The organism is Aquabacterium sp. (genome assembly GCF_041909175.1).
In the GTDB taxonomy this organism is placed as follows: Bacteria; Pseudomonadota; Gammaproteobacteria; order Burkholderiales; family Burkholderiaceae_C; genus Aquabacterium.
In genome coordinates, this window is record NZ_JAYRDZ010000008.1 from 108,027 (window position 1) to 123,409 (window position 15,383).

The 15,383-nt window shown below is 63.0% G+C and carries 12 protein-coding genes; 5 read left to right on the forward strand and 7 right to left on the reverse strand.

Going from position 1 to position 15,383, the window contains the following annotated elements:
- Positions 1 to 10: 10 nt before the first annotated feature.
- A complete protein-coding gene (locus ACE3PH_RS12795; protein WP_374319565.1) occupies positions 11 to 1,396 on the reverse strand; it encodes an L-serine ammonia-lyase in 1,386 nt (461 codons plus the stop codon).
- A 109-nt stretch (positions 1,397 to 1,505) separates the two neighbouring features.
- On the reverse strand, positions 1,506 to 2,399 hold the full coding sequence (locus ACE3PH_RS12800) for a metal-dependent hydrolase (RefSeq protein ID WP_374319567.1): 894 nt from the start codon (positions 2,397 to 2,399) through the stop codon (positions 1,506 to 1,508).
- Between the two features lie 183 nt (positions 2,400 to 2,582).
- Between ACE3PH_RS12800 and ACE3PH_RS12805 the strand changes: the two genes are divergently transcribed.
- On the forward strand, positions 2,583 to 3,506 hold the full coding sequence (locus ACE3PH_RS12805) for an SDR family NAD(P)-dependent oxidoreductase (RefSeq protein ID WP_374319569.1): 924 nt from the start codon (positions 2,583 to 2,585) through the stop codon (positions 3,504 to 3,506).
- Between the two features lie 9 nt (positions 3,507 to 3,515).
- Here ACE3PH_RS12805 and ACE3PH_RS12810 read toward each other — a convergent pair whose 3' ends face one another.
- Genes ACE3PH_RS12810 through ACE3PH_RS12820 form a run of 3 tightly spaced genes read right to left on the reverse strand, consistent with a single transcriptional unit; the run spans position 3,516 to position 8,352 of the window.
- Positions 3,516 to 5,084: an AAA family ATPase gene (locus tag ACE3PH_RS12810; protein ID WP_374319571.1), complete on the reverse strand. Its 1,569-nt coding sequence runs from the start codon at positions 5,082 to 5,084 to the stop codon at positions 3,516 to 3,518.
- A 26-nt stretch (positions 5,085 to 5,110) separates the two neighbouring features.
- Entirely contained in the window at positions 5,111 to 6,142 is a 1,032-nt protein-coding gene (locus tag ACE3PH_RS12815) for a response regulator (protein WP_374319573.1), read from the reverse strand.
- Entirely contained in the window at positions 6,070 to 8,352 is a 2,283-nt protein-coding gene (locus ACE3PH_RS12820) for an ATP-binding protein (RefSeq protein WP_374319575.1), read from the reverse strand. The genes ACE3PH_RS12815 and ACE3PH_RS12820 overlap by 73 nt, the downstream gene beginning before the upstream one ends.
- Before the next feature lie 151 nt (positions 8,353 to 8,503).
- Between ACE3PH_RS12820 and ACE3PH_RS12825 the strand changes: the two genes are divergently transcribed.
- From ACE3PH_RS12825 to groL, 3 genes are all read left to right on the forward strand, one after another.
- On the forward strand, positions 8,504 to 9,292 hold the full coding sequence (locus ACE3PH_RS12825; protein ID WP_374319577.1) for an enoyl-CoA hydratase: 789 nt from the start codon (positions 8,504 to 8,506) through the stop codon (positions 9,290 to 9,292).
- Positions 9,293 to 9,473: 181 nt separating this feature from the next.
- The gene (locus ACE3PH_RS12830; RefSeq protein ID WP_374319579.1) at positions 9,474 to 9,764 is read left to right on the forward strand and encodes a co-chaperone GroES; all 291 of its coding nucleotides are present in this window, start codon (positions 9,474 to 9,476) and stop codon (positions 9,762 to 9,764) included.
- 53 nt (positions 9,765 to 9,817) lie between these two features.
- On the forward strand, positions 9,818 to 11,464 hold the full coding sequence (groL, locus tag ACE3PH_RS12835) for a chaperonin GroEL (protein WP_374319581.1): 1,647 nt from the start codon (positions 9,818 to 9,820) through the stop codon (positions 11,462 to 11,464).
- Between the two features lie 126 nt (positions 11,465 to 11,590).
- Here the strand turns inward: groL and ACE3PH_RS12840 are convergent, their stop codons facing one another.
- Complete coding sequence (locus ACE3PH_RS12840; RefSeq protein WP_374319583.1) at positions 11,591 to 11,761, reverse strand: DUF3149 domain-containing protein; 171 nt, start codon at positions 11,759 to 11,761, stop codon at positions 11,591 to 11,593.
- 278 nt (positions 11,762 to 12,039) lie between these two features.
- Here ACE3PH_RS12840 and ACE3PH_RS12845 point away from each other — a divergent pair, with 278 nt between their 5' ends.
- Complete coding sequence (locus tag ACE3PH_RS12845; RefSeq protein WP_374319585.1) at positions 12,040 to 14,235, forward strand: patatin-like phospholipase family protein; 2,196 nt, start codon at positions 12,040 to 12,042, stop codon at positions 14,233 to 14,235.
- Between the two features lie 33 nt (positions 14,236 to 14,268).
- Here ACE3PH_RS12845 and ACE3PH_RS12850 read toward each other — a convergent pair whose 3' ends face one another.
- The gene (locus ACE3PH_RS12850) at positions 14,269 to 15,372 is read right to left on the reverse strand and encodes a chemotaxis response regulator protein-glutamate methylesterase (RefSeq protein ID WP_374319587.1); all 1,104 of its coding nucleotides are present in this window, start codon (positions 15,370 to 15,372) and stop codon (positions 14,269 to 14,271) included.
- Positions 15,373 to 15,383: the final 11 nt, after the last annotated feature.

Consider the following 15,383-nt stretch of genomic DNA (forward strand, 5'->3'; position numbering starts at 1 on the left):
ACACGGCACGTCAGCATTCGATGATGTTGACAGCCAGGCCGCCGCGGGCAGTTTCCTTGTACTTGGCCTTCATGTCCGCCCCGGTTTCCTTCATGGTCTGAATGACCTTGTCCAGGCTGACCCGGTGGCTGCCGTTGCCATGCAGGGCCAGCCGCGCGGCATTGATGGCCTTCATGGCTGCCATGGCGTTGCGCTCGATGCAGGGAATCTGCACCAGACCCCCTACCGGGTCACACGTGAGACCGAGGTGGTGCTCCATGCCGATCTCGGCAGCGTTCTCAACCTGGGCCGGCGTGCCACCCAGCACCGCACACAGCCCGCCCGCTGCCATCGAGCAGGCCACGCCCACCTCGCCCTGGCAGCCCACCTCGGCGCCGGAGATGGAGGCGTTTTCCTTGTAGAGCATGCCGATGGCCCCGGCCGTCAGCAGCAGGTCGCGCACACCGCCTTCATGGGCGCGGGGCACGAAGCGCATGTAGTAGTGCAGTACCGCCGGGATGATGCCGGCAGCCCCATTCGTGGGTGCCGTGACGACCCGCCCGCCCGCCGCGTTTTCTTCGTTGACGGCGAGGGCGTACAGGTTCACCCAGTCGACCACGTGCAGCGGGTCGTCCCACGCGCTGTCGCTCTGAAGCTGCGCGTACAGGCCTGGTGCCCGGCGTGCGACTTTCAGACCGCCCGGCAGGATGCCTTCGGTGGTACAACCACGGCGCACGCAGTCCTGCATCACCTCCCAGAGGGCGTGCAACTCTGCAATGATCTGGGCGTCGGTGCGCCAGTGCCGCTCGTTGCGCCACATCACCTGGGCGATGCTGAGGCCATGTTGCGCCGTCAGTGCCAGCAGCTCGGCGCCGCTGTGAAAGGGCAGGGGCAGCACGGTGGTGTCGGGGGCAATGCGGCTTTGGCGGTGGGTGTTGTCTGCCGCCTCCTGGCTGAGCACAAAGCCGCCACCGACCGAGTAATAGGTGCTCTCCACCAGCATGCGGCCATCGGTCGCGAAGGCTTCGAACGTCATGCCGTTGGGGTGAAAGGGCAGGCTCTGACGTCCCAGAAACCGCAGGTCAGACTGCGGGTTGAAGTCGACCATGCAGCTGTCGAGCAACGCCAGACGGTGGCTGCTGCGGACCGCATCTACCCACACAGCCATCTGGTCGATGGGCACGGTGTCGGGCTCGTGCCCCATCAGGCCCAGGATCACCGCCTTGTCGCTGCCGTGGCCTCGGCCGGTGGCCCCCAGTGAGCCAAGCAGCTGTACGTCGATGCGGCCCACTTGCTCGAGGAGGCCTTGCTGACGCAGTTTCAGCGCAAACAGCCGCGCAGCACGCATGGGGCCTACCGTGTGCGAACTCGACGGGCCGATGCCGATCTTGAAGAGGTCGAATACCGAGATGGCCATGGCGACGGTGGTGGTCGTGTCCGGTCATCATGAGGTGCCATGAAGCGCACCGCAAGAGGGGTGTACCCCGCCACCGTGACACAGTGGCGGGGAAACCTGCTGGCGTAAGTCAGTGGGCGGCCTGGTACAGGGCGTTGCCTGCACGCATGGGGTCGCCGGTCTGCTGGAAGGTTTGCACCCACACCCCATAGCTGTGGATGACCTCATGCTGCCAGGGATGGAAGCCAGGTTTGTAATAGGACAGCAGCTTGCCGGTGTTGCGCGAGAAAATGCCCCGTGGCCCATAGAGGTAGCCCAGGCCCTTGAAGATCATCCAGGCCCGCCGAGGGCGGCTGAAGCCATCGCCGCGCAGCAGGATGTTGGTCATGCGCAGGCTGTCGACTGTCACCTTGTAGAGCGCGTGGCTCATGGCCAGGCAACGGGTGAAGTAGCCGACCTGGGCGATTTGCTGCATCACGTCGAAGGCCACGGCCTTGTGTTCCATTTCCTCGATGGCATGCCACGCCCACAGGGCACGCATGTGCTCATCGGCGTCGGCCATCACGTCCTGCTTTTCAAACAGCATCTGCGCCATCATGGCGGTGAAGTGCTCGAATGCCGCGGTCATGGCCAGGTTGTAGCCCGCAGAAAACCGGCGGGTGTAATTGGCAAACAGGGTGCGGGCCTCGTCGAGGATCAGGTCGATCTCGAGACCCTGCTTGCGCAGCAGATCGTTGTAGTGCGTGTGGGCGATGCCGTGCTGGCCTTCCTGGCGGATGAAGTTCTTGACGTCTTCAGCCAGCTTGCGATCGGTGATCTGCGCCCGGTAGACCCGCACGCTGCTGATGAAATAGCGCTCACCATCCGGAAAGGCCGCCTGCATGCCGTCGAACAGGCGTGTCTTGAACGGATCCCCACCAAACCAGAAGCGCGGGGTGTGTTCGTCGATCTGGAAATCGAGCTTCTCGCGGGGCACGATGTCTTGCGGTCCGGCGGGTGCGTTCTGAGGCTGCTTGGGGTCCATGCGGGTCTCCTGAGCTGTTCTGGTGGAGACTGCACTCTAGAAATGCGTGGTGGGTTTGTGCACGCTGTGTCACGACAGCAGGGAAGGCTGGACGACAGAATGCGGGTATGTCCTGAGCCGGGTGAGCCCCAGGGGCCGTCATGGCTGCTAATATTTTGAAAATCAATCTTGTCTGTTTTAGCCATGAGCAACACCTCTTCTGCCCCCCTTCGTTTTGACGGCCGCGTGGCCATCGTCACCGGCGCCGGTGGTGGCCTGGGCCGCTGCCACGCGCTGCAACTGGCGGCGCGCGGCGCCAAGGTGCTGGTCAATGACCTGGGCGCAGCCCGTGATGGCTCTGGTGGCAGCAGCGCGGCAGCCGAGGCTGTGGTCGCCGAGATCCGCGCCGCAGGCGGGCAGGCCATCGCCAACGGGGGGTCGGTGACCGACCCGGTGGCCGTGCAGGCCATGGTTGACCAGGCCATGACGGAGTGGGGGCGTGTCGACATCCTGGTCAACAACGCCGGCATCCTGCGTGACAAGAGCTTCTCGAAGATGGAGCTTGACGACTTCCGCCTGCTGGTCGATGTGCACCTCATGGGCGCGGTCTACGGCACCAAGGCGGTCTGGGAAATCATGAAGTCGCAAGGCTTTGGCCGCATCGTCTTCACGACCTCGTCCTCGGGCCTCTTCGGCAATTTTGGCCAGGCCAACTATGGCGCAGCCAAGATGGCCCTGGTAGGGCTGATGCAGACCCTGGCCCTTGAAGGTGAGAAGTACAACGTGCGGGTGAACTGCCTGGCACCGACGGCCGCTACCCGCATGACGTCCGACATCATGCCGCCGCAGGTACTGGAGTTGCTGACGCCGGAAAGCGTGACGCCGGGCCTGCTGTACTTGGCCAGTGACGAGGCCCCGACCCGGGCCATCTTGTGCGCCGGTGCAGGTGTTTTCGCGGCATCGCACATCACCCTGACCAACGGGGTGCTGATCGGCAATGGGCCGGATGCCCCCGAGCAGGTGGCGGCCCGTTTTGCAGAGATCGCCCAGCGCGAAGGCGAGATCGTGCCCAAGGCTGGCCTGCAGCAGTCGCAGCAGGAAATGAGCAAGGTGATGGCTGGCCGCTGAGCCAGCGGTTCAGCACATCAGGGGCAGGGCACGTTCGCTCAGCCCCAGGTGGCTCAGCAAGGGTTGCCAGGTTGCCGGCTGGTACCAGGTCTCGCGTGGCTGTGCCGTCTGCAGCGTGATGGCATCGGCCATTTCGTCGGCACCAAGCGGCTCATCATGGCGCAGTTGGGCGTCCAGCACGGCCGTATCCGCCTCGGATGCATCGTGCCCGGCCTGCACCCGTGCTTCCACGCGGTCGTGCAGGATGGCGTTGTCGGCCTGGCAGTGCAGGATCACGAAAGGCACTTCGCAGCAACGCGCCACGGCCCGGAAGCGATCACGCTGGCTGCGGCTCAGGAAGGTGGCATCCACCACCACGATGTGGCCCGACACCAGCAGGTCCTTGGCCTGGTTGGCCAGGTGGGTGTAGATCTGCTCGGTGGTCTCCGGGGTATAGCGTTGCGAGCGCCCGGCTGATTGGCGGCCAAACAGGCGCTGGCGCTCTACATCCGAGCGCAGGCGAATTGCGCCCAGCGTCTCGACCAGACCATGCGTCACCGTGGTCTTGCCGCTGCCAGACAGGCCGTGGGTGATGATCAGGGCGCGCATGGGCGTCTGCATGAGGCACCTGACCAGCCGCAGATAGGCTGTGTGCGCGTGGTTGGGTGACAGCAGGGCCACCTTGATGCGGACCATGGCCCGGTAGGCCATGAAATAGCGCAACAAGGCCACTCCGGCGTAATCGCCGGTCTGCTCCAGGTAGCGGTTGAGCAGGCGCCAGGCCAGCCTGGGTGCTTCTCGCGCCTGCAGGTCCATGATCAGAAAGCCCAGGTCGTTCATCAGGTCGATGCAGCGCAGGCGGGGGCTGAACTCAAGGCAATCAAAGAGGGTGACCTGACCCTGAAAGCAGCAGATGTTCTGCAGATGCAGATCCCCGTGGGCATCGCGCAGCAGCCCTGCTTCCACGCGCTGGGCCATGCGGGTCTGCCAGCGTGAAGACTGCACTGTGAGCCACTTCTGATGCTGCTGCAGCACGGCCCGCTCGGTCGACTCGGTGCTCATGTCGAGCACGGCCTTGACATTGTCGGCAATGCCCTGCTGCAGGTCTGCGACGTTGGTGAGCTCGGGGTCGCGTACCACCTCGCATCGCTGGTGGAAGCCCACCAGGGCATCGGCGAGCGCATCGATCAGGGCGGGGGTGAGCTGGCCGTGAGACAGCAGCTCGTCGAAACGCTGCCCTGGGTCGAAGCGCCGCATTTCGAGCACGTACTCGATGTCGTTCTTGCCGGGTACCGGTGGGGCTTGCGGGTCGACCTTGGCCAGGGTGATGCCCAGACCTTCCGAGCGCAAGGCCCATACCCCCAGGTACAGATCGGGGGCCGAGCGGCGGTTGAGCTGGTACTCGGCCAGCGTGTCCTGAAGGCGAAAGGCCAGCGACGTGAAATCGACAAAGCCCAGGTTGACGGCCCTGTGGACCTTGTAGGCGCGGTCGGCGGTCAGCAGGACCCATGAGATGTGGGTCTCTATGCAGGTGACATCACCGCCGGCGTGTTCTGTGAGCCAGGCCCGCAACCGGGCCATCACTTCCTTTTGGGGCATAAGCGGGCGTGGCTTGGGTGTTGTGTTTATCCAGTGTAGGCGCTCTGGGGTGACCGGTCTTCAAGCGCCGCTGCATGACGAAGTGCGGCTTCCATGGACACGGCCAGGGCGCGACGCAAGGATTCAAGCTGGTGAGCTGGGCTCTGCTGTCCTGGCTGCTCCTGGCTGCTGGACTCCAGTCCGGCAGCCAGCTCGACCACCTGCATGGCCCCAACGGTGGCAGCCATGCCCTTGATGGTGTGCAACTTGCGCGGCAGTTCAGCTGACTGGGTGATCTCGCCCCACTGGGCCAGGGTGGCCTGCACGTCCTCACCGTAATGGCGCAAGGTGCGAGCGTAGATGCTCTGGAAGCCACCCAGGCGCTTCAATGCGCCATTGGTGTCGAGCACAACGGCAGGGTCGCACCCGGGGCTGTCCAGCTGAACATGCTGGCGGATGACTTCCACCAACTGGTCCAGATCAAAGGGCTTGCCGATGTGGTCATTCAAGCCTGCCTGCAGTGCGGCTTCCCGATCACTGGGCAGCGCGTTGGCGGTCATGGCAATGATGGGCAGGTCGGTCATGCCCAGATCCTGCCGAATGCGGCGGGTAGCCTCATGGCCATCCATGTCGGGCATCTGGATGTCCATCAGCACCAGGTCGAAATCGGTGCTGCCGTGGTCGCGCTCATGCTGCAGGGCATCAATGGCAGCTTGCCCGCTGTCGGCCACCACCACCGTGGCACCTTCCAGCGCGAGGAGCTCCCGTGCGACCTGCTGGTTGGTCGGGTTGTCCTCCACGAGCAGCACATGGGCACCGGTGAGGCGGGTCTCTCTTCGTTCCGGGGGCTGGTAAGCCTGCTCGGAGGCCGGCTTGTCAGGCAGGGTGACAGCGTCGAGCAGCATGCCGGGCGTCACGGGTTTGATCAGCACGGCGTCGAGCAGCTTGGGGTCTTCCAGCTGCCGCCGCGCCAGCATTTCGCGGCCATAGGCCGTCACCATGATGATCAGGGGTGAGCGCTGTTCGGCCTGCAGATTGCGGATGCGCTCGGCGGTCTGCCAGCCATCGCGATCAGGCATGCGGCCATCGACAAAGATGACGTCATAGGGGTGACCCATGGTGATCTGACGCTCGACATCCTTGACCCCTTCGTCGCTGGTTGCGGCCGTATCCGGTTTTGCTGGTTGCTGTCGGCTTCGGGTAGTTCGATGGTGAACCAGAAGCGGCTGCCCTGTCCGGGCTCGCTGTCCAGTTGCAGTTCGCCGCCCATCATGCGCACCAGCCGCTGGCTGATGGCCAGGCCCAGACCGGTTCCGCCAAAACGCCTGCTGGTGGACGCTTCCGCCTGAGAAAACCCTTCGAAGATGCGTTGGCGTTGTGCGGCGTCGATGCCGATGCCGGTGTCTCTGACCGTGAAGCGCAGCGACACCCGGTTGCCCCGTCGATGCAGGGGGGTGATGCTGAGCTCGACCTCGCCGCTTTCTGTGAACTTGATGGCATTGCCGGCGAGGTTGAGCAAAACCTGCTGCAGACGCAGGGCGTCACCTTCAAGCCACATGGGGGTGCCAGGCTCGACACGGTAGAGCACCTCGATGTCCTTGGCGCCCAGGTTGGCCGAGAGGATCACGCCGACGTCGCGTAGCAGACGGTCCAGGCTGAAGCGATGCGGGTCCAGGGTGAGCTTGCCGGCCTCGACTTTCGAGTAATCCAGGATGTCATTGAGGATGCTCAACAGTGCCTTGGCCGCGGACTGGCTCTTGTCGACATAGTCGCCCTGGCGGGTGGTGAGTTCGGTCTGCCTGAGCAGTTGCAGCATGCCGATGATGGCATTCATCGGTGTGCGGATCTCATGGCTCATGTTGGCCAGGAACGCCGACTTGGCCTGACCTGCCTGCAGCGCCTGTTCCTTGGCAGACAGCAGCGCATCATGGGCTTCCTGGGTGGCCGTGATGTCGGTGCTGCTGCCCACCCAGCACAGTGGCTGGCCGGCATGGTCTCGCTGCGGGAGGGCCTGATGATCAAACACCCGCCAGCTGCCATCGTGCTGACGCAGTCGGCAAATTTGTCGCCACTCCCGGCGCTCCTCGACGGCCTGTTGCCAGGTGGAGCGAACCACTTGCTGATCTTCGGGGTGGACTGCCTGCAGCCAGTGTCCGGTGGCCATCAGCGACGAGGCCGGAATGCCCGTGAACTCTGCCCAGTGGTGGCTGACCATGCTCAATCGACCATGGTTGTCGGCCATCCAGACCATTTGCGGCAACCCTTCCGTGAGCAGCCGCATGCGGGAATCCGACTCGGTCAGTTCGGCCACCGTGTGGGCTTGCTGGCGCCAGGTTTGGCGCACGATCATCAGCAGGCTCAGGGTGCTGCCATACAGCACCATCAGGAAGAGACTGGCCACCAGGACTTCTTTGTCCCAGCCGGCCAGATACTCGTCGCTGTCCACCCCGAGGATGACATAGATGGGGTACTGGCCTATCTTCTGAAAACTCAGCATGCGGTGCAGCCCATCGATCGAGCTGAACGTGCGGTAGCTGGCCGATGTCTTGCCCGCCGACAGCGCATCTACGGTGTACTGGGAATTCAGGGTCGGTGGGTGCTGCGTGTCGTCACGCGGCCCGCCCGGCTGCTCCGGGTAGCGCAGCAGCACCCGACGTTGCGAGTCGAACAGCGTCACCACCCCGTTTTGCCCCAGGTTGTAGGACCGGAAGACATCGGTGATGCGCTCGTTGTTGATCAGCACATAGGCCACGCCACCAAACTGGCCATTGCTCAGCGTCAGCGGGTAGACGATGGGAAACACCCATTCGCCTGTGATGCGCGAGCGAACCGGGACGCCAAAGATCAGGGCGTGCTCTTTGCGGGCTCGATCGAAGAATTCGCGGATCTTCAGGCTCTGCTTGTGAGTCAGATCGATGTCTTCGCCGAAGATCACCCAGCCATCCTGATCGGCGCCTCGAATAGCACGGGCGTTCGGAATGCGCTCTTTCAAGCCGATGAGGTAATCCGAAAACCGTTCCCGGCTGAATTGGCCGCTGTCGTGCTCACGTCGGAATTCCTTGTCGGCCTGCTTCAGGGCCAGCTCCACTTCCTCGAAATGGGCGTGCAGAAAGCTTTCGGTGGCCAGTGCCAGGTTGCGCGTGGTTTCTTCCGCATTGGCGTGATAGCGCTCGCGGCTTTGCATCAGCATGAAACCGATGAAGGCTGTGACGAGGATCAGAACACCACCGACGGCCCATACCAGCGCTGGGTAGAACCGCTTGAGTACTGCAGGAGACCGCGAAGCCATTCTCCCCCCCTTGTCGGAATCCTGTCGCAGACAGGCCGCATGCTTATTCGCGCCATGATAGGCGTCTGCGTAAAAAGACGCACGTCCCGTATTACCCTCGGACGAGCACCTGTTCACAGGTTCCCACTCATTCAAGACTGAAGGAAGCACCATGAGCTACGAAACGATCCTGACCGACGTGCAGGGCGACGGCCCATTGAAGACGGGCCTCATCACCTTGAACCGCCCCAAGGCGCTCAATGCCCTGAACGACCAGTTGATGAACGAACTCGGTGCGGCGCTGATGGCTTTTGATCAGGACGCCGCCATTGGCTGCATGGTCATCACCGGTAGCCAGAAGGCTTTCGCCGCAGGTGCCGACATCACGGCCATGGCGCAACTGGACTTCATCGACGCCTACAAGGACCAGTTCATCACCCGCAACTGGGAAACCATCCGGCGCGTGCGCAAGCCTGTCATCGCGGCGGTGTCGGGCTTTGCCCTGGGCGGTGGTTGCGAGCTGGCCATGATGTGCGACTTCATCATCGCGGCCGACACCGCCAAGTTCGGTCAGCCGGAGATCAAGCTGGGTGTGATGCCCGGTGCCGGCGGTACGCAGCGCCTGCCGCGCGCCATTGGCAAGGCCAAGGCCATGGACATGGTGCTGACCGCCCGCATGATGGATGCGGCCGAGGCCGAGCGCAGCGGTCTGGTGTCGCGCGTGGTGCCCGCCGACAAGCTGCTGGAAGAAGCCCTGGGCGCGGCGACCGTCATCTGCAGCATGGGTCAACCCAGCATCATGATGGCCAAGGAAGCGGTCAATCGCGCCTTCGAAACCGGCTTGTCGGACGGGGTGACATACGAACGTCATCTCTTCCATTCACTGTTTGGCACGGCCGATCAGCGCGAAGGCATGCAGGCCTTCCTGGACAAGCGTCCGGCCAGCTTCCAGCACCGCTGACCGAAAAAAAGGGCTCTTGAAACTTCTCGAGTCATCCCTATAATGGGTTTTAGCACTCACTGCACCCGAGTGCTAACAGCGCCGGGTGTCAGCTTGAGTTGGCTGTTCAATTCATGTCATGTGAGCGCATGCTCGCATGGCAGATTACGTCAAACCGATGTCTTCAGTGACAGGAGAAACAATGAAACTTCGTCCTTTGCACGATCGCGTGATCGTCAAGCGCCTGGAAAACGAAACCAAGACCGCTCTGGGCATCATCATCCCGGACAACGCAGCCGAGAAGCCTGACCAAGGCGAAGTGCTGGCCGTCGGTCCTGGCAAGCGCAACGACAAGGGTGAGTTTGTGGCCCTGAACGTCACGGTGGGTGACCGCGTCCTGTTCGGCAAGTACTCTGGCCAGACCGTGAAGGTCGACGGCGAAGAGCTGCTGGTCATGCGCGAAGAAGACCTGTTCGCCGTCGTCGAAAAGTAATCGACCCGCGAACCTGACACCCCCTTACCTACAAGTATTTCGGAGAAATTCTCATGGCAGCAAAAGACGTGGTCTTTGGCGCGGACGCCCGCGCTCGCATGGTTGAAGGCGTGAACATCCTGGCCAACGCCGTCAAGGTGACCCTGGGCCCCAAGGGCCGTAACGTGGTGCTCGAGCGCTCTTTCGGCGCCCCCACCGTGACCAAGGACGGTGTGTCCGTGGCCAAGGAAATCGAGCTCAAGGACAAGCTCATGAACATGGGCGCCCAGATGGTCAAGGAAGTGGCTTCCAAGACCTCTGACAACGCTGGCGACGGCACCACCACCGCCACCGTGCTGGCTCAGGCCGTTGTGCGCGAAGGCATGAAGTACGTGGCCGCCGGCATGAACCCGATGGACCTGAAGCGCGGCATCGACAAGGCCGTGGCTGCCCTGGTTGCCGAACTGAAGAAGATCAGCAAGCCCACCACCACCTCCAAGGAAATCGCTCAAGTCGGCACCATCTCTGCCAACTCTGACGCTGATGTCGGCGGCATCATCGCCGAAGCCATGGACAAGGTCGGCAAGGAAGGCGTGATCACCGTTGAAGACGGCAAGTCGCTGAACAACGAGCTGGAAGTCGTCGAAGGCATGCAGTTCGACCGCGGCTACCTGTCGCCCTACTTTATCAACAACCCTGAGAAGCAGGCCGCCATCCTCGACAACCCCTTCGTGCTGCTCTACGACAAGAAGATCAGCAACATCCGTGACCTGCTGCCCACCCTGGAGCAAGTTGCCAAGGCTGGCCGTCCGCTGCTGATCATCGCTGAAGAAGTCGATGGCGAAGCCCTGGCTACCCTGGTGGTCAACACCATCCGCGGCATCCTGAAGGTTGTGGCTGTGAAGGCCCCTGGCTTCGGCGACCGCCGCAAGGCCATGCTGGAAGACATCGCCATCCTGACCGGTGGCAAGGTCATCGCTGAAGAAGTCGGCATGGCTCTCGACAAGGTGACCCTGGCCGACCTGGGCCAAGCCAAGCGCGTCGAAGTGGCCAAGGAAAACACCACCATCATCGACGGTGCTGGTGCTGCTGGTGACATCGAAGCCCGCGTCAAGCAAATCCGCATCCAGATCGAAGAAGCCACCAGCGACTACGATCGTGAAAAGATGCAAGAACGCGTGGCCAAGCTGGCTGGCGGTGTGGCCGTGATCAAGGTGGGCGCTGCCACCGAAGTCGAAATGAAGGAAAAGAAGGCTCGCGTCGAAGACGCCCTGCACGCTACCCGCGCTGCAGTGGAAGAAGGCGTGGTGCCTGGCGGTGGCGTGGCGCTGCTGCGTGCCAAGCAAGCTGTGGGCGAACTGAAGGGTGACAACCACGATCAGGACGCCGGCATCAAGCTGGTGCTGAAGGCCATCGAAGCGCCTCTGCGCGAAATCGTGGGCAACGCCGGTGGCGAAGCTTCCGTGGTGGTCAACGCTGTGCTGGGTGGTTCGGGCAACTACGGCTTCAACGCTGCCAACGACACCTACGGTGACATGATCGAAATGGGCATCCTGGATCCGACCAAGGTGACCCGTACGGCTCTGCAGAACGCCGCCTCCGTGGCTTCGCTGATGCTGACCACCGAGTGCATGGTTGCCGAAGCCCCCAAGGACGACGCACCTGCAGCCGGTATGCCTGACATGGGCGGCATGGGTGGCATGGGCGGCATGGGCATGTGATGCCAGCCGCAGGCACGGCGTGAGTCGTGCCTGTCACCTGAGCAGTCGATGCTCAAAAAAAGAGGCCTCCCACTGGGAGGCCTTTTTAATTCGCTACCTGTCTCTGGTTTCTGCAAAGTCAATCCATCAGGATTGACGGATGCCTTTTTGCACTTCTGCGTCATGTTTCATGGCCGATTCCTTGACATGCTTGGCCACGTAAAACCCGATATAGACCATCATGATGAGCATGAACACGATCACGGCAGCGCTCATCAGGCCATAGTCTGTCGAAAGAAAGTCATTCCATGCATGCATTTGGGTCTCCAATCCTCGTTCGTCATCAGTTGGTAGCCGCTATCTGACGCCTTTGAGACCGTACGAGTACTGATCCACATCAAAAATCCAGCCGCGGTGACGGGGCCGAAAGAAGCTGTTTGACCTTGCACAATCTGCCCATGGCGAATCTCCAACGGTATACCCCCATCCGTATCCAGCGAGCCTGGCCCCGGGGCAGGTGTTTGGCTGCCTGTGCCTGTCTGCTGGCCGCCTCATGGCCGGCTCGGGCTACGGTTGATGTGCCGCTTGATGCTGCAGTGAAGTCTCATGTGGCGGCCCCTGCATCTGCCGATACGCTGCAACACCGCCCCCGCATCGGCCTGGTGCTGTCCGGCGGCGGCGCGCGTGGCCTGGCTCACATCGGGGTGCTCAAGGTGCTCGAACGGGAGCACATTCCCGTTGATGTGATCGCCGGCACCTCCATGGGCGCCATCGTGGGGGGGCTCTACGCCAGTGGCATGTCTGCTGCCGAGATTGAAAAGGCCGTGGCCGACATGGACTGGGACAACGCCTTCGCGTCGCGGGTGGACCGCCGCCAGTTGTCTCAACGCCGCAAGGAGCAGGATGTCGACGTGTCTCCGCTGATTGAGCTGGGTGTTGGCAGTGGTGGTATCAAGGCACCCATTGGGGCCTTGTCCAGCCGCATGCTGGAGGCCCATCTGCGTCGGCTGACACTGCGCGCCCGCAAGGTGCGCAGCTTTGACGAGTTGCCCACCCCGTTTCGTGCCGTGGCGACTGACATGGAAACCGGCGAGGCCATGATTTTGAAAGACGGCGATCTGGCCACGGCCATGCGCTCCAGCATGTCAGTGCCGGGCGTGTTTGCGCCTGTCGAGGTCGATGGCCGCATTCTGGGGGATGGTGGGCTGGTCAACAACCTGCCTGTTGACGTGGCGCGTGCCATGGGCGCAGACCGGCTCATTGTGGTCAACATCGGTACGCCTTTGTCGGGCCGGGAGTCACTCAATTCTCTGACTGGCGTGACCGGTCAGATGATCAACATCCTCACCGAGCAGAATGTGCGCCGCAGTCTGGCGAGTCTGCATCCGGATGATGTGCTGATAGCGCCCAAGCTCAATGACCTGACGTCGGCCGACTTCGATCGGGCGGACGATTTCATGAACCTGGGTGAAATCCAGGCTGAAGCCCTGGTGCTGCGCATGCAGGACCTGAAGGTCAGTGATGCAGCGTACGCACGCTGGCAGGCCAGCCGCCAGCAGGAGCCGCTGGATGCGCCGCGTCTGGCTTTTGTCGAGTTTCAGGGCACCACCTTGACCAAGCCGGAAAGCCGGGCCGACATCCTGGAAACCAAAGCAGGGGAACCCTTCGATCTGGACAAGGCCGAGCGCGACCTCACACGCCTGGCTGCCACGGGCGACTACCTGCGCACGGACTTCCATCTGGAGCACACCCCTGGCGAAGATGATGGCATCGTGTTCGATCTGGAGGACAAGCCCTGGGGCCCTAACTACCTGCAGGTCGGCCTCGATTTCAGTGCCGACAGCCATGGCAACAGCCTGTTCAACCTGAAACTGGCCCACAACACCCATTGGCTCGACAGCCATGGCAGCGAATGGCGCAGCTTCCTGAAGCTGGGCTCGGCCACATCGCTGGGGGGCGAATGGTATCGCCCGCTGGACTGGACCCTGCCTGATGGCTTGCGCAGCTTCTTTTCCGCTTCGGGCAGCGCCTACAGCTCCAAGCTGGCGCTCTACAACGACCCTGAGGGCTCACAGTCAGCCCAGATTGACCGCCTGCGACGCACTCTGGGGCTGGATCTGGGCCTTACCTGGCGCGAATATGGCGAGTTCCGCTTTGGCCTGATCCAGGAGCGTTGGCGGGATGACCTGGACCTGTCGTCTGCCAGCTACTCCGGCCCGTCCAGTGCCGTGAGCTGGGTCGAGCGTGGCTGGCGGGTTGCGGCGGTGTTCGATCAGCTGGATCACGCCAACTTTCCCAACCATGGCTGGCGCCTGGAGGCCAACTGGATGCAGGGGCGCACCGACGCAGCCGTCACGGATGAGGGCAGTCTGCGTCACTTCGAGGGCCAGTTCCAGGTCGCAGATACCTGGGGTCCGCATACCTTGACGGCCTTTGCGCGGGTGGGCTTGTCCTATGGTGCGCAGGCGAACACGCCGCGCTATGGCCTGGGCGGCTTCCAGCAACTCTCCGGCTATGAGCCCTTCCAGGTGAGTGGCAACCAGGTGGCTTTGCTGCGTCTGGGCTACCAGATGCGGGTGAGCGAGCTGCCTTTGACCCGCGGTCTGGTGGTCGGCGCCAGCCTTGAGGCCGGTAATGCCTGGGAGCGCCCGAAGGACATGGGGGCCGGCAATTTGCGTACCGGCAGCAGCCTCTACCTGGGCGCAGATACGGCCCTCGGGCCGGTCTACAGCGGTTTGATGTACAGCCCGCAGGTGGGCGCGACGGCCTTCATCTTCATCGGCCGTCCATGAGCACCGGGACAGCCTGCTGCTGCCCCGTGTGGATCAGACGCGGCTCAGTGCCGGACCAGCCGTGGTGCGCAGGTGGTCCAGCATGTGCTGGGCAATCTTGCCCAGCGGCAGCACCTCGTTGACGGCGCCGGCGTTGATGGCCTCGCGGGGCATCCCGAACACCACGCAGGTGGCTTCGTCCTGGGCCACGCAGTAAGCGCCTGCATCACGCATCTCGCGCATGGCCTTGGCGCCGTCTGCGCCCATGCCGGTCAGCATGATGCCCAGGGCATTGGGGCCCACCACGCGGGCCGCCGATTTGAACAGCACTTCCACGCTGGGCTTGTGGCGGTTGACCGGGTCGCCATCCTGTACGCGGGCAATGTAGTTGGCGCCCGAGCGCTCGACGCTCAGATGCAGGCCGCCCGGTGCAATGTAGGCGTGGCCGGGCAGGATCCGCTCGCCGTCGCTGGCTTCCTTCACGCTGATCTTGCACAGGCCATTGAGGCGGTTCGCATAGTTGCGGGTGAAGCCCGGCGGCATGTGCTGGGTGATGACCACGGCCGGACAATCGGCCGGCAAGGTCATCAGCACTTCCTTGGTGGCTTCGGTGCCACCGGTCGAGGCGCCAATGAAAATGATCTTTTCGGTAGATAACCGGCCGATGCTCGACAGCGTCGTGCGGGGGGCGGCTGCAGCCGGTGCTGGGCTGCCTGCGCTGGCAGCGGCTGGCGGCGGGTTCAGGTGCCGGCTGATGCGGGCCTTGGAGGCAATGCGGATCTTGTCGGTGATGTCATCCTGCAGCTGGCGCAGGCCGTCGGCCACCCCGATCTTGGGCTTGGCGACGAAATCGATGGCGCCCAGCTCCAGTGCTTTCAGCGTGACGTCGGCACCGCGCTCGGTCAGGGTCGACACCATCACGACCGGCATGGGTCGCAGGCGCATCAGCTTGGACAGGAAATCGATGCCATCCATGCGGGGCATTTCCACATCCAGGGTGATGACGTCGGGGTTGAGGTTGCGGATCATTTCCCGCGCGACATAGGGGTCCGAAGCCGCGCCCACACACTCCATGTCGGGCTGACGGTTGATGATTTCCGTCAGCAGGCTGCGCACCAGCGCCGAGTCGTCCACCACGACCACACGTGTCTTGGCCATTGTTGTTCTCC